This is a genomic window from Streptomyces silvisoli, assembly GCF_029269905.1.
In the GTDB taxonomy this organism is placed as follows: domain Bacteria; phylum Actinomycetota; class Actinomycetes; order Streptomycetales; family Streptomycetaceae; genus Streptantibioticus_A; species Streptantibioticus_A silvisoli_A.
Window position 1 is genome coordinate 75,756 of record NZ_JARJBC010000002.1, and the last position, 17,051, is coordinate 92,806.

The window sequence follows — 17,051 nt, forward strand, 5'->3', positions numbered from 1 at the left end:
CTGTGGATCACAGCCTCCGGCCCCTTCGCCGTCTGTGCGTCAGGCCAGCAACTGGTCGACGATCCGGTCCAGCGCCGCCAGGTCCCCGGGCGGCAGGGCGAGCAGCGCCTCGGGCGGGGTGTCGAGTATGCGGTCGGCCTCGTCGGCCGCGGCCTTGCCCCGCGGGGTGATGTGCACCAGCTTGGAGCGGCGGTCCGCCGGGTTGGCGGTGCGCTCCACCAGACCGCGCTTGGCCAGGTCGTCCACGATCAGGGTGGCGTAGGGGGCGTCGATCACCATGTACTCGGCCAGCGACCGCAGGGTGTGCGGCTGGGCGGCGATCCGCCGTAGCGCCTTGACCCGGTTGAAGCTCATGCCCAGTGCCTCGGCGACCTCCTTGCGGCGGTCGTGCTGCTCCAGCAGCAGCACTCTCAGGTCGTGCCAGACCCGTGTGGCGGTCTGCGTTCTGTCGTCCATCACGCGTTCACCGGCATCCTGATCTCCTCGGCCTTCAGGCGGTCCGCCGCACGGTCCGCCGTGCCGCGTGCCCAGCGGCCGGAGGTGATGCTACCGATCAGGAAAACGGCCGCTCCACACCCGGCGATGATCCACCAGGCGGTCCTGCCGGCCGTCACGAAGCCCGCCGCGTAGCCGCCCGCCGCGCCCGAGGCCATCACCGAGCCGATGACGGCGACCCCGAGGGAGGCGCCGACCTGGCGGCTGGTGGAGGCGACGGCCGCCGCCACGCCCGCCTGCGAGCGCGGCATTCCGGACACGGCGGTGTTGGTGATCGGCGCGTTGACCAGCCCGAAGCCGATGCCGAAGGCGATGTACGCGCCGATCACCAGGCCCAGCGAGACGTTCGCGGAGAACAGCAGCGCCATCCCCACTCCACTGCCGCACATCGCCGTCCCGGCCACCAGCAGCGGCAGCCGCGGCCCCCGGGAGCCGACGATCCGGCCGGAGAGCGGGGCGAAGAACAGCGACATGGTGGCCATCGGCAGCATCATCAGACCCGCGTGCAGGGCGTCGAGATGGCGCAGGTCCTGTAGGTAGAGGGTGTTGAGGAAAAGGAACCCGCCCAGCGCGGCGAACCCGCAGATCGCTATCACGGTCGCGCCGGAGAACGGCGCGCTGCGGAAGAACCGCAGGTCCAGCAGGGGTTCGGCGCGCCGAGGCTCGTACCAGAGCAGACCGGCGAGGGAGGCGACGGCGATCAGCAGGCAGCTGATGATCAGCGGGTTGCCGATGCCCTTGCCGGGCGTCTCGATGATCGCGTAGGTCACCCCGGCGAGCAGCAGGATCATCAGCAACTGGCCGATCGGATCGGCCCGGCGCGGCTTGGGGGCGCGCGACTCCGGGACGAACAGCCTGGTCAGGGTGAGCGCCAGCAGGCCTATGGGGACGTTGAGCCAGAAGATCGCCCGCCAGCCGGTGGTCTCCACCAGCAGCCCGCCGATCACCGGCCCCGCCGACATGCTTATGCCGACCACGCCGCCCCACACACCGATGGCGCGGGCGCGTTCCTTCGGTTCGGTGAAGACGTTGGTGATGATCGACATCGCGACGGGGTTGAGCATCGAGCCGCCCACCGCCTGGAGCATCCGGAACCCCACCAGCCAGGGCAGACCCGGCGCCAGGCTGCACAGCAGGGAGGCGAGGGTGAAGATGGCCAGCCCCACCTGGAAGGTGCGGCGGCGGCCGATCCGGTCGGCGGTCGAGCCGGAGAGCATCAGGAAGCTGGCGAGCACGAGCGTGTAGGCGTCGATCGTCCACTGCAGACCGGAGACGGTGGTGTGCAGCTCCCGCTGCATCGACGGCAGCGCGACGTTCAGCACGGTGTTGTCGAGGCTGACCATCAGCAGGGACATGCAGCAGATGCCCAGTACGAGGAAGCGTCGTCTGCGGCTCAGCTCTGGCACGGCCACTCCGGAATGTTAGTTGTACTTATGTAATTATTTCTATCGTACAACTAGTGTCCGCAGTGGCCAAAGAGGCTCGCTGTGCGCCGGCCTACGCCGCGAGCCCGCGCAGGACCAGGGCGCAGACGGCCTCGAACGCCGGGTCGATGCCCTCCTCACCCCAGTCGGCCGCGTAGGCCGGGTCGTGGAACCGGCCGGTGGCGTCCCATGCGGCGCGCGCCGCGGCCAGCGGATCGGTGTCGGCGGGCAGGCCCAACTCGCCCTTCGCCACGCCCTCTTGGATGATCTGCGCCAACTGCCGTACCAGCGTGTCGATATGGCGGGCGACCACCTGGCTGTTCTCGCCGGCGAGCACCATGTACGTGGCGAACAGCTCCGGATCGTCGCCCGCCTTGGCCCGCTTGGCCGCGAACAGCGCCGCGAGCCAGCCGCGCAGCCGCTCCGGCGCGGGGCGTTCCGCCCGCGCCAGCCGGGACAGCGTCTCGTGCGACTGGTCCAGCCAGCGCTCGGTCACCGCCTCGCGCAGCGCGGCCTTGCTGGGGAAGTGCCGGTACACGCTTCCGTGGCTGACCCCCAGGGCCCGGGCCACATCGACCACGGTCGCCTTGGCGGGACCGAAGCGGCGCAGCACGTCCTCGGTGGCTTCGAGGATGCGGTCGGGGGTCAGCGTCTCCGGCGGCATGGAAGGGCCAGCCTTTCTGGTGGGCTACTACTTCTCGCTGTCGAGGTGGTGCATCTGCGCGGCCGGGTAGCGGTCGCCCGCGGCGGCGCCGGCGGGGACGGCCTTCTCGATCGCCGCCAGGTCCGCCGCGTCCAGGGTGACGTCCAGTGCGCCCAGCGCCTCGGTGAGGCGGTCGCGGGTCCGTGCGCCGACCACCGGCACGATGTCCTCGCCGCGGGAGAGCACCCAGGCGATGGCGATCTGGGCGACGGTAGCACCCTTGCTGTCGGCCGTCCGGCCCAGCGCCTCGACCAGGTCGAGGTTGCGGTCCAGGTTCTCGCCGCTGAACCGCGGGCTCATACTGCGGAAGTCGCCCGCCGTGGTCTTTCGGTCGCGGGACCAGTGGCCGCTGAGCAGGCCGCGGGAGAGCACGCCGTACGCGGTCACGCCGATGCCCAGCTCGCGGCAGGTCGGCAGGATCTCCCGTTCGATGTCCCGGGAGAACAGCGAGTACTCGATCTGCAGGTCGCTGATCGGGGCCACCGAGGCGGCCCGGCGGATGGTCTCCGCGCCGACCTCGGACAGGCCGATGTGCCGTACGTGTCCGGCCTGCACCGCCTCGGCGATGGCGCCGACGGTCTCCTCGATCGGCACCGCCGGGTCGAGCCGGGCGATCCGGTAGACGTCGATGTGGTCGGTGCCGAGCCGCTGGAGCGAGTAGGCCAGGAAGTTCCTCACCGCCTCGGGGCGGCCGTCGTAGCCGGACCAGCCGCCGCCCGGGTCGCGCAGGGCGCCGAACTTCACGCTGAGCAGTGCGTTCTCCCGGCCCTGCCTGCTGCTCTCCAGGGCCTCCCGGACCAGCAGTTCGTTGTGGCCCATGGCGTAGAAGTCGCCGGTGTCCAGCAGGGTGATCCCGGTGTCGAGGGCGGCGTGGATGGTGGCGATGGACTCACCGCGGTCGGCCTGGCCGTACATCGCGGACATGCCCATGCAGCCGAGACCGAGGGCCGAGGTGGTGGGGCCGGTGGCGCCGAGGGTGCGGGTCTGCATGCGGTGCTCCTTCGATGGGGTGCACGACAAGAATGGCATGCGCGATGACAGATTTCAATATTTGTCATCGCGTGTGCATCGGCGCGACCTCAGCCCAGTCGCGACCTGGCCTCCATGAGGGCGAAGCCCAGCAGGTTCGACCCCCGCCACCGCGCCGGATCCGCGGCGCGCTCGTCGTCCGCCGCCAGGCCGATGCCCCAGACCCGGTCCAGCGGGCTGGCCTCCACCAGCACCCGCGACCGGGTGCCCAGCAGGAAGTCGCGCAGCGCCGGGTGCTGGCCGAACTTGGCGACGTTCCCCTCGACCACCAGATCCCAGCGGTGCCGCGCCCACAACTCCTCGTCGAAACCGCGCACTTGGCGGCCGAGCGCCTTCGCCTCGTTGGGGTGCCCGGCGGCCAGCACCTCCGCCGCGGTCCGCTCGTCCCCGAACAGCCGGGCCTTGCCCGCCATCATCCAGTGCTCGGCCGTCGGATACCGGACGCCGTCCACAGCGAACTCCGCGGGCCACCACTGGCTCAGGCACGACGGCCCGACGCTTCCGTCCCGCGTGGGCCGATGGCCCCAGAACATCAGGTACTTGGGCACCGCCCCGCCGGCCACCAGGGCGGCCAGCGCCTCCCGGTCCCGCATCTCGGAGACGTGACTGATCCGCTGCGTTTCACTCATGCGGTAGATCGTGGCAGGGCAGTATGACAACGAGCCCGCGGATCACGGCGATCACCCCCGTACCGCCGTTGTCCGCGGGCCCGTACCCCGTCGTCACCGCACCTGACGCGGTAGCCGCAGGCTCAGCGCGACCGCCGCCGCGCCGCCCGCCACCTGCACCAGGATCGCCGTCACCAGCGCGTCCCGCATGCCGACCGAGGACGCCAGCGACAGGAACAAGGTGCCCAGGGTCGCCACCCCGAGCGCCAGCGAGGACTGCTGGGTGGTCACCATCACGCCGCTGCCCACCCCGGCGCGGTCCGCCGGAACCTCCGACAGCACGATCCGGAACACCGTGCTCATCGCCAGCCCCTGGCCGAAGCCGAGCACCGCCATGCCGGGCGCGAAGTCCAGCGGCCCCATGTGCGGCCACGACGACAGCGCCGCCGCCACCACGACCAGCAGCCCGATGCCCTGGACGGCCAGTCCCGTGGTCACCACCCGGCGCCCGTGCCGCACCACCAGCCGCGGCGCGAGCAGGGAGGCGGTGAAGAACGCCACCGCCATCGGCGCCAGCGCGCTGCCCGCCCCCACCGGGCCCAGCCGCAGCCCCTGCTGGAGCCCGACCGCCATCACGAACATGAAGCCGCCGAATCCGGTGAAGAACGGCAGCGCCACCAGCAGACCGCTGCGCATCCCGTGGTTGGCCAGCAGCGACGGCGGAACCAGCGGGTCCGCGCCGGAGGCCTCGGCGCGCCGCTCCACCAGCCAGAACCCGGCCGCCACGAACGGCGCCGCGGCCAGCAGCAGCCAGCACCACAGCGGCCAGCCGACCGCCTTGCCCTCCATCAGCGGCACCAGCAGTGCCAGCAGTGTCGCGGCCAGCAGCACCGTGCCCCTGCCGTCGATCCGCGCGGGCTTCGCCGACCGGGTCTCCGGGACCGTACGCAGCGCCAGCAGCATCGCCGCGGCCGCCACGGGGACGTTCACCAGGAAGATGGAGCGCCAGCCGGTGCCCGCGAGGTCCGCGGCGACCAGCCAGCCGCCCAGCATCTGGCCGGCCACCGCCGCTATGCCGCCGGTCGCGCCGTACAGGCCCAGCGCCCGGCCACGCCGCGCACCGGTGGTGGTGGACTGGATGGTGGCCAGCACCTGCGGCAGCATCATCGCGGACGCCGCGCCCTGGGCGACCCGGGCGCCCACCAGCGTCCAGGCGTCCGGCGCCAGACCGCAGGCCAGCGAGGTGAGCGCGAAAAGCGCGGTGCCGATGAGGAAGAGACGGCGGCGGCCGATCATGTCGCCGAGCCGTCCGCCCAGCACCAGCAGCACCGCGTACGCCACGCCGTAGCCCGCCGCGACCATTTCCAGCAGCGCCGGGCCGGTGCGCAGATCGCGCTCGATGGTGGGCAGCGCGACGTTGACGATAAAGAAGTCGATCATGGGGAGTGCCGCGCCGAGCAGCAGGGTGAGCAGGCCCAGCGGGCTGAGCACCGGGGACGCGGAGTCCGGGCCGCCGAGGCGCCGGACGGTCGGCCGGACCGTGGCCCGGGAGGGCTGGAGTTCGGTCTGTGCGATCTGTGTCTTCACGGCCACCACGATGCTGGCCTGCTTAAAGGGGTACCAGAGTGTGGTTATCCAGGTATTGGAAGCACCTGGCAACCGTCTCAGGGGTACGGCACCCTGGTTGCATGAGCGTGAGCACCGATGTACGCCGACGCGAACTGGCCGACTTCCTGCGCAGCCGTCGCGAGCGCATCACCCCCGACCAGGTGGGCCTGCCCACGGGTTCGCGCCGCCGCACCCCGGGTCTGCGGCGCGAGGAGGTGGCGCAGCTGTCCGCGGTCGGCGTCACCTGGTACACGTGGCTTGAGCAGGCCCGCGACATCCAGGTCTCGGCACAGGTGCTGGACGCGGTGGCCCGTACGCTCATGCTCGACCCCGGTGAGCGCGCCCATCTGTTCGTGCTGGCCGGGGTCTCCGACCCGGTGCCGAGCAAGGACTGCCCCACGGTGACTCCCTCGGTGCGGGCCGCCATGGAACAGCTGGAGCCGCTGCCCGCCTGCGTCATGAACGGGCGGTACGACATCCTCGCGTACAACCGCGTCTACGGGCGGCTGGTGGCCGACCTGGACGCCCTGCCGCCGGAGGACCGCAACGTGATGTGGCTGGTGTTCACCGATCCCGCCTGGCGCGAGGCGGTGGTCGACCGGGACGAGGTGATGCGCCGCTGCACCGCCCAGTTCCGCGCCGGGATGGGCGAGTACCTGGCCGAGCCGGTGTGGACCCATCTGGTCAAGCGGCTGGAGCGGGCGTCGGAGGAGTTCCGGGAGATCTGGCGGGAGCACGAGGTCGCCCCGCCGTCCAACCGGCCCAAGCGCTTCCTCAACAGCCGGGTCGGGCTGCTCAACATGGAGCACACCAGCATGTGGCTGCGCCCGCGCAGCGGCACCCGCATGGTGGTCTACACCCCGCTGGACGAGGAGACCCGTATCCGGCTTGAGCGGCTGCGCGAGCTGGCGGTCACGGAGGGGGAGCTGCGGGAACGGGTGCCGGTGACGGTCTGAGCGGTGCCGGCGCGGCGGTGGGGGACAATGGGAGATCGCCCGTACCGTCCGCCGTCCGAAGGAAAGCCCGCCGCGATGACGAACCTGCAGATCGGTCCGCACACCGTGTCGCCGCCCGTGGTGCTCGCACCGATGGCCGGGATCACCAACGCGCCGTTCCGCACACTGTGCCGGGAGTTCGCTGAGGGCGTCGGCTGGGGGGCCGGCTCGCGGCGACTCCCGGGAGATCGCGGCTCCGGGAGCAAGGGGCTGTTCGTCTCCGAGATGATCACCACCCGGGCGCTGGTCGAGCGGAACGAGAAGACCATGCAGCTGATCCACTTCGACGAGACCGAGCGCCCGCGCTCGATCCAGCTGTACGGCGTCGACCCGGTGACCGTCGGCAAGGCGGTCCGCATGATCGTGGACGAGGACCTCGCCGACCATATCGACCTCAACTTCGGCTGCCCGGTGCCCAAGGTGACCCGCAAGGGCGGTGGTTCCGCGCTGCCGTTCAAGCGGCACCTGCTCCGGGCGATCCTGCGGGAGGCGGTGGGCAACGCCGGAGCGCTGCCGGTGACGATCAAGATGCGCAAGGGCATCGACGACGACCACCTCACCTACCTCGACGCCGGGCGCATCGCCGTTGAGGAAGGCGTCACCGCGGTCGCGCTGCACGGCCGCACCGCGGCCCAGCACTACGGCGGAACCGCCGACTGGTCGGCCATCGCCCGGCTGAAGGAGGCCGTCCCGGAGATCCCGGTGCTGGGCAACGGCGACATCTGGTGCGCCGAGGACGCGGTGCGGATGATGCGCGAGACCGGCTGTGACGGTGTGGTGGTGGGCCGCGGCTGCCTCGGGCGGCCATGGCTGTTCGGCGACCTGGTGGGCGTCTTCGAGGGCGAGGGCGGCAGCGCCCGGCCGACGTTCCGGGAGGTCGCCGAGGTGATGCGGCGGCACGCCGAACTGCTCGCCGAGTGGCTGGGCGACGAGGAGCGCGGCGTCGTCGACTTCCGCAAGCATGTCGCCTGGTACACCAAGGGGTTCTCGGTCGGCTCGCAGATGCGCCAGCGGCTGGCCATGTCGTCCTCGCTGGCCGAACTGGACGAGCATCTGAGCGCGTTGGACCTGGACCAGCCGTGGCCGGAGGGCGCCGAGGGGCCGCGCGGGCGTACCGCCGGTACCAAGCGGGTTGTGCTGCCGGACGGTTGGCTGAAGGACCCCTACGACTGCGCGATGGTGAGCGCCGACGCGGAGTTGGACACCTCCGGCGGCTGAGTGTTTCGGGCACGCTCCCCCTGTCCAACATGTGAGACGAGAGCGGGGGGTGTGCGCGTGATTCTCGCCACGCATGATTAGTCACCTGCTCATTTGAGCACCGTGATCGTGTGGCATCGAGTGCCGTCATGTCTCCAATTCATGGCACGGGGTGTCACGCGCATTAACTTCAGTGGCTGTACGCAACCATCACACTGAGTGGCCGTCTGGGGTTCAAACCCGCGACTTCCGCGCTCATGTGTTCAGGTTCTAAACGCGGATGAGCGCTCAGACGGCAAGTGTGGATCGCAGGCCGGATGAGCCATTCCGCTTTCGATCTGCTGGCAGACGAGTGGTTACGCCCATATGACATGGCCGTAGACGCACTGCGCTGCCTTGGAGATGGGTACGCTCCCCGCCGTCAGGGCACACCCCCGTGGGCGAGGAGTCGGTCCAGTGTCGGAACAGCAAACACCGCGGAAGTTCGTCTACGACTTCACTGAGGGCAACAAGGACCTGAGGGACCTGCTCGGTGGCAAGGGCGCGAACCTCGCCGAGATGACCAACCTCGGTCTGCCGGTACCTCCCGGCTTCACCATCACCACCGAAGCCTGCAAGGTCTACCTGGACTCCGGCAGCGAACCCGCGGAGCTGCGCGACGAGGTGAGCGCCCACCTCGCCGACCTGGAACAGCGCATGGGCAAGCGCCTCGGCCAGAGCGACAACCCGCTGCTGGTGTCGGTGCGCTCCGGCGCGAAGTTCTCCATGCCCGGAATGATGGACACCGTCCTCAATATCGGCCTGTCCGACGCCTCGGTGGCCGGTCTCGCCGCCCAGGCGGGCGACGAGCGGTTCGCCTGGGACTCCTACCGCCGCCTTGTCCAGATGTTCGGCAAGACGGTGCTGGGCGTGGACGGCGACCTGTTCGAGGAGGCACTGGACGAGGCCAAGCAGGCCAAGGGAGCCAGCAGCGACCTCGGGCTGGACGCCGCCGACCTGCGGCAACTGGTCGAGGACTTCAAGCAGATCGTGCTCAAGGAGGCGGGCCGCGAGTTCCCGCAGGACCCGCGCGAGCAGATGGACCTCGCCATAAGGGCGGTGTTCGACTCCTGGAACGGTGAGCGCGCCAAGCTCTACCGCCGCCAGGAGCGCATCCCGCACGACCTCGGCACCGCCGTCAACGTCTGCTCGATGGTCTTCGGCAACCTCGGCCCCGACTCCGGCACCGGTGTGGCCTTCACCCGCGACCCGGCCAGCGGCCAGCAGGGCGTCTACGGCGACTACCTGCAGAACGCACAGGGCGAGGACGTCGTCGCGGGCATCCGCAACACCGTGCCGCTCGCCGATCTGGAGCGCATCGACAAGCCGTCCTACGACGAGCTGATGCAGATCATGGAGACGCTGGAGACGCACTACAAGGACCTGTGCGACATCGAGTTCACCATCGAGCGCGGCAGGTTGTGGATGCTCCAGACCCGGGTCGGCAAGCGCACCGCCGCCGCGGCGTTCCGGATCGCCACCCAACTCGTCGACCAGGGACTGATCGACGAGGCCGAGGCGCTTCAGCGGGTCAACGGGGCGCAGCTCGCCCAGCTGATGTTCCCGCGCTTCGACGAGGGAGCCACCGCCGAACTGCTCGGCCGGGGCATCGCGGCATCGCCCGGCGCGGCCGTCGGCAAGGCGGTCTTCGACTCGTACACCGCCGTCAAGTGGTCGCGTTCCGGGGAGAAGGTCATCCTGATCCGCCGCGAGACCAACCCCGACGACCTCAACGGCATGATCGCCGCCGAGGGAATCCTGACCTCGCGTGGCGGCAAGACCTCGCACGCGGCCGTGGTCGCCCGCGGCATGGGCAAGACCTGTGTGTGCGGCGCCGAGGAACTCGAAGTCGACACCAAGCGGCGGCGGTTGACCGCGCCCGGCGGGGTGGTGGTCGAGGAGGGCGACCTGGTCTCCATCGACGGCTCCACCGGCAAGGTCTACCTCGGCGAGGTGCCGGTCGTCCCGTCCCCGGTCGTGGAGTACTTCGAGGGCCGGATGCACGCGGGCGCCGACGACGCCGACGAACTGGTCCAGGCCGTGCACCGGGTCATGGCCTACGCCGACCGGGTACGCCGCCTTCGGGTACGCGCCAACGCCGACAACGCCGAAGACGCCGCCCGGGCGCGGCGGTTCGGCGCCCAGGGCATCGGACTGTGCCGCACCGAGCACATGTTCCTCGGTGACCGCCGCGAGTTGGTCGAGCGGCTGATCCTCGCCGACCACGACGACGAGCGGGCCAGTGCCCTCGACGCCCTGCTGCCGCTGCAGCGCCAGGACTTCATCGACCTGTTCGAGGCGATGGACGGACTGCCGGTCACCGTACGGCTGTTGGACCCGCCGCTGCACGAGTTCCTGCCGGACATCACCGATCTTTCGGTACGGGTGGCGCTCGCCGAGTCGCGCAAGGAGCCGCACGAGAACGACCTGCGGCTGCTCCAGGCCGTGCACCGGCTGCACGAGCAGAACCCGATGCTCGGACTGCGCGGCGTACGGCTCGGCCTGGTCATTCCCGGCCTGTTCACCATGCAGGTACGTGCCATCGCCGAGGCCGCCGCCGAGCGGCGCGAGTCGGGCGGCGACCCGCGTGCGGAGATCATGATCCCGCTGGTGGGCACGGTGCAGGAGCTGGAGTTGGTCCGCGAGGAGGCCGAGAAGGTCATCGCGGAGATCGAGGCCCGCAGCGGCGTCGACCTCGGCCTGAAGCTGGGCACGATGATCGAGCTGCCGCGCGCCGCGCTGACCGCCGGGCAGATCGCGGAGGCCGCCGAGTTCTTCTCCTTCGGCACCAACGACCTCACCCAGACCGTGTGGGGCTTCTCCCGTGACGACGTGGAGGCAAGCTTCTTCACCGCGTACCTGGAGAAGGGCATCTTCGGCGTCAGCCCCTTCGAGACCATCGACCGGGACGGCGTGGGCTCCCTGGTCAGGCACGCGGTCGAGGCGGGCCGGGCCACCCGGCCGGACCTCAAGCTGGGCGTGTGCGGCGAGCACGGCGGCGACCCGGAGTCCGTCCACTTCTTCCACGAGGTGGGGCTGGACTACGTCTCCTGCTCACCGTTCCGCATCCCGGTCGCGCGCCTGGAGGCGGGCCGCGCCGCGTCGCGCGGCGAGGGAAGCGACAACCGCTAGGCCATTTCCGGAAATCCCTCACTGGAAGGCGGCGCCCTGTGCGGAGGGCGCCGCCTTTCCATTTCTCTGTGCGTTCCCCGCCGGGCGCGGAGCGCGGCTCGCGCACCTGACCGGAAGCGGGGCCGGCCGGTGCGTTCCTCCACGGGCGTGCGTGACCGGTGCGTGCGTGTTTTGGTGTATATGCGGTGGGCGGCGGTGCTGACGGGAGGCGGGGTGAGTGCCATGCCGGTCCTGGCGGCCCGGGGGCTGGCGGGGCTGGCGGTGGCTGCCCTCACCGCGGTGCTCACCGCCTGCGGCGGCGGGCCGCACGCCTCCGGGGGGCGGACCACGCCCGGTCAGGTGGCGGGCGTCGACTGTCTGCGGGCCAGGTGCCTGGCGCTGAGCTACGACGACGGCCCCTCCTCGTACACCGCGCCGCTGCTACGGGTGCTGGAGGGGCGGCACGCCACCGCGACGTTCTTCCTGATCGGGCGGCAGGTGCGCGGCTACCGGCAGGACGTACGGCGCCAGTACCGGGACGGCGACGCCATCGGTGACCACACGGTCAGCCACCCCGACCTCACCCGCCTCTCCTCCGCCCGGGTCAGGTACCAGATCACCACCGCGGCACGGCAGATCGCGGCGGCCGACGGCCTCACCCCGACCATGCTCCGGCCGCCCTACGGCGCGCAGGACGCGCGGATACGGGCGCTGGCCCGGGCGGCCGGGCTGTCCGTGGTGATGTGGAACGACGATCCACGCGACTGGCAGGTACGGGACGCACCCCTCATCGAACGCCAGGTGCTGGAGCAGGCCCGGCCCGGCGGCATAGTGGAACTGCACGACCGCTACGCCGCCACGGTAGCGGCGACCCCACACCTCATCGACGCGCTCCGCGCCCGCGGCTACACCCTCGTCACGATCCCCCAACTCCTCGCCCACTCCGGCGGCCTGCGGCCGGGAGCCGTGTACTTCCACGGGCCATGAGACGGGTTCGGGGAAGCCGGGGCCCGCCCCCAACCCCTGTACCCGCCGCCGAAGACGTCAGCCGAGGCGGAAACGCAACCTGCAGATGACCGCGTCGGTGTCCCTGCGGACCGCGTGGGCCAGGACCGCGCCGCGCTGGTTCTGCAGCAGCCGCTGCCACAGGTGCGCGGGCTCGACCTCCGGGATCATCACGGTGATCCGGGTACCGGGGCGCTCGGCCGTCAGGTCGCGGATCAGCTGGGTCACCGGGCGGCCCAACGCCCGCCGGGGGCAGGGCAGTTCGACCAGCGGCACGCCCGGGTTCCACAGGTCCCAGTCGCGGCGCAGCGACTCCGTGTGCGCCTGGTCCTCCGGGTCGGGCGCGGTGACCGTCACCGCCATCACCTCGTCGCCGAGCGAGGACGCCGCGGTCAGCGCCTCGCTGGTGAGCCGGGAGAGCGTGGAGACCGGCACGATGACCAACGACCGGTCGCGGCGCGGCGGTTCGGGGACGCGGCCCAGCCCCAGTGTCTCGCCGATCCGGGTGTACGCCCGGTGGATCCGCTCGAACAGCAGCACCAGCAGCGGCAGCGCGACCACGATGATCCAGGCGCCCTCGGTGAACTTCGTGGCCGTCACGATGACCGCCGCGACACCGGTCAGTACCGCGCCGAAGGCGTTCAGCGCGGCCTTGGCCGCCCAGCCGGAGGACCGCTCCGCACGCCAGTGGATCACCATGCCCACCTGGCAGATGGTGAAGCCGACGAAGACACCGATGGCGAACAGCGGCACGATCGTGTTCGTGTCACCGCCGGAGAACACCAGCAGCGCCGCCGACACCGCCGCCAGCGCCAGCACACCGTGCCGGTGCACCTGGCGGTCGGCCTTGAGCGCGAAGACATGCGGCAGGTGGTTGTCCCGGGCCAGCAGCGCCATCAGCACCGGCAGTCCGCCGAACGAGGTGTTGGCGGCCAGCGCCAGCAGGATCATGGTGGCGAACTGCACCACGTAGAAGGCCCAGTTGTGGCCGAGCGAGGCGTCCGCCAGCTGGGCCAGGACGGTGACCCCTTCGACCGGCTGTAGATGGAACCGGCCGATCAGCACCGAAAGGCCGATCAGCATGATGCCCAGCAGCGCGCCCAGCGCGACCTCGGTGCGCTGCGCCCGCTTGACGCGCGGGGTGCGGAAGGTCGGTACGGCGTTGGCGATCGCCTCCACACCGGTCAGCGCGGAGCATCCGGCGGAGAACGCCTTGAGCAGCAGCAGCGCGCCCACGGTGGTGGCGTTGGCGGCCACCACGGAGCTGTGCCCGACGGCGGTCACCGTGCTCGCCGGATGGTCGCGGAACAGGCCCACCACTATGAGGGCCAGGATCGAGCCGACGAAGACGATGGTCGGGACCATGAACACCCGCGCCGACTCGGCGATGCCGCGCAGGTTGACCGCGGTGACCACGACGAGCACCGCGAGGCACAGCCACAGCCGGTCGCCGTAGAGCGCGGGGAAGGCGGAGGTGAGCGCGGCGACACCGGCGGTGACCGAGACCGCCACATTGAGCACGTAGTCCAGGATCAGCGAGGCCGCCGCCACCAGACTGGTGCGGCGGCCCAGGTGTGTCCTGGCCACCGCGTACGACCCGCCGCCGTTCGGGAACGCGGCGATGACCTGGCGGTAGGAGGCGACGAGCACCGCCAGTAGGGCGGCGATCGCCAGGGTCACCGGGAGCGTGTAGCCCAGGCCGTGCGCCCCGGCCGCGGCCAGCACCAGCACGATCGACTCCGGGCCGTAGGCCACGGAGGCCATGGCGTCCAGCGAGAGGGCGGCCAGGCCGCCCAGGGCGGTCAGCTTGTGGCGGTCGCCGGTATCAGGGGGCTGCTCGCGGGTTGTGGCGTGATCTGTGGACTGCGACGCTGTGGTGGTCATGCGGCGTGGTACCTCCGTACGGGAGATCTCAGAATTCCCGCGCGTGGGGGCGCACCCCGGTTCCCTAGCGCCGTCTTTGCACGCACTGCCTCTTCCCTGACGGGATCTTTACGCGGCTCGCCCACCGCCCACCCGGGACCGTTCAGCGTGCGGTTGGCGGTGCGCCGCGGCGGCTTTGCCCCGCCCACCCCGCCGTAAACCCAAGCCCGGCGGGCGCGCCGCCGAACAGGTGGGCGGGTGGGCTAGTCCAGAGCCTCGTACCGGACGCCGGTCAGTTGCTCGGACGCCGCCCAAAGCCGCTCCGCGGCGACATCGTTGCGGGTCCACGGCGCACGCCAGGAGAGCCCCGGCGCGCCCCCAAACGCCAGGAACCGGGGCCCGAGGAACGCGTCGCCCCGCACCCCCGCCGCCGTTGCGGCGTAGAGCGTCGGCAGGGCCCCCGCCCGCGGCGACTGCGCGACGAGGTTGCCGAGCCGAACGAAGCCCTTCTGGAGATTGGTGTCCGCGTAACCGGGATGCGCCGCGGCGGCGATCACATCGGATCCGGCCGCCCGCAACCTGCCGGCCAGTTCATGGACGAACAGCAGGTTGGCGGTCTTCGACCGCCCGTAGGCCATCCAACGCCCGTACCTGCGCTCACTGTTGAGATCACCGGGATCGATGTTGGCGATGGCGTGCAACCCGCTGGAGACGCTCACCACCCGGGCCCCCGGCGTAGCCAGAAGCAGCGGCAGCAGCAGCCCGGTCAGCGCGAAGTGCCCGAGGTGGTTGACACCGAACTGCGTCTCGAAGCCGTCCACCGTCCTGGCGTACGGCACCGCCATCACGCCCGCGTTGTTGACCAGCAGGTCAAGGCGTTCGCCGGGAAAGTCCCCGGCGAACGCCCGCACCGTCGCGAGATCCGCGAGGTCCAGATGGCGGTAGGCGGCCCGGGCCGACGGTACCTCGCGGACCAACCGCTCGACCGCCGCCTGTCCGCGCCGCTCGCTGCGGCAGGCGAGCACGACGTGTTCGCCGTGCCGGGCCAGCTCCCGCGCCACGCAGTAGCCGATGCCGCTGTTGGCACCGGTGACCACCGCGGTACGGCCGGTCTGATCGGGTATGTCGTTCGCGGTCCAGCCCATCGCACCAGCCTGTTCGTCGCTCGGCTTTGGCGGGCACCTACCCGGCCTCGCGGTGATCAGCCTAGGTCCGGGCCGTTCACTCGTCGATTCCGGAGCGTTCCACTCCGGCGACGATGAAGCGCTGTAGCACGACGAACACCACCAGCAGCGGCAGGATCGACACGGCCGCCGCGATGAACATCTCGTGCAGGTTGACCGTCTGCCCGGTGTTGAACGTGGCCAGCGCCACCTGCACCGTCCAGGACTGCTGGTCCTGGCCGATCACCAGCGGCCACAGGAAGGCGTTCCACGAGCCGACGAAGACGATGGTGCCGACCGCGGCGAAGACCGGCGCCGAGTTGGGCACCACGACCCGCCAGTACGTACGCCAGTAGCCGAGCCCGTCCACCCGCGCCGCGTCCTCCAACTCCCGTGGAAAGCCCAGGAAGTACTGCCGGAACAGGAACGCCGCGAACGCGCTGAACAGCGTGGGTACGATCAGCCCGCGCAGCGTCGAGATCCAGCCGAGAGTGGAGACCAGCACGAAGCTGGGGACGAAGGTGACCGCCGACGGGATCATCAGGGTGCCGAGGATCCCGTAGAAGACCTGGTTGGCCCAGGGGTACGGGATGCGGGCCAGGCCGTATCCGGCCAGCGAGGCCAGCAGCAGCGTTCCGGCGGTGGTCGCCACCGCGATCCGGGTGGAGTTCCACAGCGCGTGCAGCATCGGCACCGAAGGATCGTCGAACAGTTCGCGGACGTTGCCCCACCGCACGTGTGTGGGGAAGAAGGTCCAGTGGGCCCCGGTGATGTCGGACTCGCCGGCCAGTCCGTTCCGTACCAGCAGGTAGAACGGGATCAGGAACAGCGCGGCGAGTGCGACCAGGATGACCAGCCGCAGCGCCCGCGCGAACCCGCGCAAGCCGTCGCCCATCACGCCTCCTTGCGGCCGAGGCCGAACCAGCGTGCCTGCGCCACCGTGACCACCGCGATGATCAGCGCGAGCACCACCGCGCCCGCGCTGCCCAGCCCGAGGTCCTGGCCCTGCCCGAGCGCCACGTAGTACAGGTAGACCAGCGGCGGCCGGGCGTACGGCGGATAGCCGCGGGCGGTGGACAGCAGGTTGTAGAACTCGTCGAACGCCTGGAACGCGTTGATAACCAGCAGCAGCACCACCGCCACCGAGGTGGCCCGCAGCTGCGGGAAGGTGATGTACCGGAAGACCTGCCAGCCCGGCCGGGCGCCGTCCACCGCCGCCGCCTCGTACAGCGTGCTCGGGATGCGCTGCAGACCGGCCAGGAACAGCACCAGGTAGAAGCCGGCCTGCAACCACAGTCGTACGGTCACGATCACCACCCAGTACCAGGGCGGACGGGTGGTCGACAGCCAGGCGACCTGATCCGCGCCGAACCAGCCGAGAACGGTGTTCGCCAGCCCGAACCGCACCCCGTTGAAGATCGACAACTTCCAGATCATCGAGGCGACGACGTACGAGCAGGCGGTCGGCAGGAAGAACACCGAGCGGAAGAACGCCCGGGCGAACCGCAGCCGGTTGACCATCAGCGCCAGGGCGAGCGAGAGCGCGTACGTCGCCGGGACGATGAACAGCGAGAACACCGCGAAGGTGGCCAGGCTGGAGGTGAAGGCCGAATCCGACAGTATCGCGGTGTAGTTGGCGAACCCGACGAAACGGGTGGGCGTCACCGTGTTGTGGGCGTCGAAGAAGCTGAGCGTGACGCTCCACAGCAGCGGTACGTAGCCGAAGACGGTCAGCCCGATCACGAACGGGCCGGTGAACACCCAGAACCACAGGTAGCGCCGCTGCGGCCCGAGCAGTCGGGTCAGCATCC

General features: G+C 70.7%; 14 protein-coding genes. 4 read left to right on the forward strand and 10 right to left on the reverse strand.

All coding sequences use genetic code 11. The annotated features are described in order from the left end of the window. Nucleotides 1-39: 39 nt before the first annotated feature. From P3G67_RS03315 to P3G67_RS03340, 6 genes are all read right to left on the reverse strand, one after another. The gene (locus P3G67_RS03315; RefSeq protein WP_269854073.1) at nt 40-456 is read right to left on the reverse strand and encodes a MarR family winged helix-turn-helix transcriptional regulator; all 417 of its coding nucleotides are present in this window, start codon (nt 454-456) and stop codon (nt 40-42) included. After that, nucleotides 456-1,901, reverse strand: a complete 1,446-nt coding sequence (locus P3G67_RS03320; protein WP_276092418.1) for an MFS transporter — start codon at nt 1,899-1,901, stop codon at nt 456-458. The genes P3G67_RS03315 and P3G67_RS03320 overlap by 1 nt, the downstream gene beginning before the upstream one ends. A gap of 91 nt (nt 1,902-1,992) precedes the next feature. Beyond that, a complete protein-coding gene (locus tag P3G67_RS03325; protein ID WP_276092108.1) occupies nt 1,993-2,583 on the reverse strand; it encodes a TetR family transcriptional regulator in 591 nt (196 codons plus the stop codon). Between the two features lie 27 nt (nt 2,584-2,610). Continuing rightward, a complete protein-coding gene (locus P3G67_RS03330; RefSeq protein WP_276092109.1) occupies nt 2,611-3,612 on the reverse strand; it encodes an aldo/keto reductase in 1,002 nt (333 codons plus the stop codon). 89 nt (nt 3,613-3,701) lie between these two features. Beyond that, nucleotides 3,702-4,280 (reverse strand): NADAR family protein, encoded by a 579-nt coding sequence (locus P3G67_RS03335; RefSeq protein WP_391858183.1) that lies wholly within the window; start codon nt 4,278-4,280, stop codon nt 3,702-3,704. Between the two features lie 93 nt (nt 4,281-4,373). Continuing rightward, nucleotides 4,374-5,846, reverse strand: a complete 1,473-nt coding sequence (locus tag P3G67_RS03340; protein WP_391858184.1) for an MFS transporter — start codon at nt 5,844-5,846, stop codon at nt 4,374-4,376. 101 nt (nt 5,847-5,947) lie between these two features. Between P3G67_RS03340 and P3G67_RS03345 the strand changes: the two genes are divergently transcribed. The 4 genes from P3G67_RS03345 (at nt 5,948) to P3G67_RS03360 (ending at nt 12,196) form a co-directional block, all read left to right on the forward strand. After that, nucleotides 5,948-6,823, forward strand: coding sequence for a helix-turn-helix transcriptional regulator (locus tag P3G67_RS03345; RefSeq protein ID WP_269854078.1), 876 nt, complete (start codon nt 5,948-5,950; stop codon nt 6,821-6,823). A 75-nt stretch (nt 6,824-6,898) separates the two neighbouring features. Beyond that, a complete protein-coding gene (gene dusB / locus P3G67_RS03350) occupies nt 6,899-8,080 on the forward strand; it encodes a tRNA dihydrouridine synthase DusB (RefSeq protein ID WP_276092110.1) in 1,182 nt (393 codons plus the stop codon). Between the two features lie 381 nt (nt 8,081-8,461). Further along, complete coding sequence (gene ppdK, locus P3G67_RS03355; RefSeq protein ID WP_391858185.1) at nt 8,462-11,230, forward strand: pyruvate, phosphate dikinase; 2,769 nt, start codon at nt 8,462-8,464, stop codon at nt 11,228-11,230. A 222-nt stretch (nt 11,231-11,452) separates the two neighbouring features. Then, nucleotides 11,453-12,196 (forward strand): polysaccharide deacetylase family protein, encoded by a 744-nt coding sequence (locus P3G67_RS03360; protein ID WP_276092421.1) that lies wholly within the window; start codon nt 11,453-11,455, stop codon nt 12,194-12,196. A 57-nt stretch (nt 12,197-12,253) separates the two neighbouring features. Here the strand turns inward: P3G67_RS03360 and P3G67_RS03365 are convergent, their stop codons facing one another. The 4 genes from P3G67_RS03365 to P3G67_RS03380 form a co-directional block, all read right to left on the reverse strand. Further along, nucleotides 12,254-14,098: an APC family permease gene (locus tag P3G67_RS03365; RefSeq protein ID WP_276092112.1), complete on the reverse strand. Its 1,845-nt coding sequence runs from the start codon at nt 14,096-14,098 to the stop codon at nt 12,254-12,256. A gap of 242 nt (nt 14,099-14,340) precedes the next feature. Beyond that, entirely contained in the window at nt 14,341-15,222 is an 882-nt protein-coding gene (locus P3G67_RS03370) for an oxidoreductase (RefSeq protein WP_276092113.1), read from the reverse strand. A 76-nt stretch (nt 15,223-15,298) separates the two neighbouring features. Continuing rightward, on the reverse strand, nt 15,299-16,135 hold the full coding sequence (locus P3G67_RS03375; protein ID WP_276092114.1) for a carbohydrate ABC transporter permease: 837 nt from the start codon (nt 16,133-16,135) through the stop codon (nt 15,299-15,301). Next, nucleotides 16,135-17,049, reverse strand: a complete 915-nt coding sequence (locus P3G67_RS03380) for a carbohydrate ABC transporter permease (protein WP_276092115.1) — start codon at nt 17,047-17,049, stop codon at nt 16,135-16,137. The genes P3G67_RS03375 and P3G67_RS03380 overlap by 1 nt, the downstream gene beginning before the upstream one ends. Nucleotides 17,050-17,051: the final 2 nt, after the last annotated feature.

What these genes read in the sequence shown, in the direction of transcription:
- P3G67_RS03335 (WP_391858183.1), bottom strand. Translation starts at nt 4,280, where the DNA reads ATGAGTGAAACGCAGCGGATCAGTCACGTCTCCGAGATGCGGGACCGG.
- P3G67_RS03360 (WP_276092421.1), top strand. Translation starts at nt 11,453, where the DNA reads ATGCCGGTCCTGGCGGCCCGGGGGCTGGCGGGGCTGGCGGTGGCTGCC.
- P3G67_RS03375 (WP_276092114.1), bottom strand. Translation starts at nt 16,135, where the DNA reads ATGGGCGACGGCTTGCGCGGGTTCGCGCGGGCGCTGCGGCTGGTCATC.
- P3G67_RS03315 (WP_269854073.1), bottom strand. Translation starts at nt 456, where the DNA reads ATGGACGACAGAACGCAGACCGCCACACGGGTCTGGCACGACCTGAGA.
- P3G67_RS03365 (WP_276092112.1), bottom strand. Translation starts at nt 14,098, where the DNA reads ATGACCACCACAGCGTCGCAGTCCACAGATCACGCCACAACCCGCGAG.
- P3G67_RS03370 (WP_276092113.1), bottom strand. Translation starts at nt 15,222, where the DNA reads ATGGGCTGGACCGCGAACGACATACCCGATCAGACCGGCCGTACCGCG.
- P3G67_RS03330 (WP_276092109.1), bottom strand. Translation starts at nt 3,612, where the DNA reads ATGCAGACCCGCACCCTCGGCGCCACCGGCCCCACCACCTCGGCCCTC.
- ppdK (WP_391858185.1), top strand. Translation starts at nt 8,462, where the DNA reads ATGGGTACGCTCCCCGCCGTCAGGGCACACCCCCGTGGGCGAGGAGTC.
- P3G67_RS03380 (WP_276092115.1), bottom strand. Translation starts at nt 17,049, where the DNA reads ATGCTGACCCGACTGCTCGGGCCGCAGCGGCGCTACCTGTGGTTCTGG.
- P3G67_RS03325 (WP_276092108.1), bottom strand. Translation starts at nt 2,583, where the DNA reads ATGCCGCCGGAGACGCTGACCCCCGACCGCATCCTCGAAGCCACCGAG.
- P3G67_RS03345 (WP_269854078.1), top strand. Translation starts at nt 5,948, where the DNA reads ATGAGCGTGAGCACCGATGTACGCCGACGCGAACTGGCCGACTTCCTG.
- dusB (WP_276092110.1), top strand. Translation starts at nt 6,899, where the DNA reads ATGACGAACCTGCAGATCGGTCCGCACACCGTGTCGCCGCCCGTGGTG.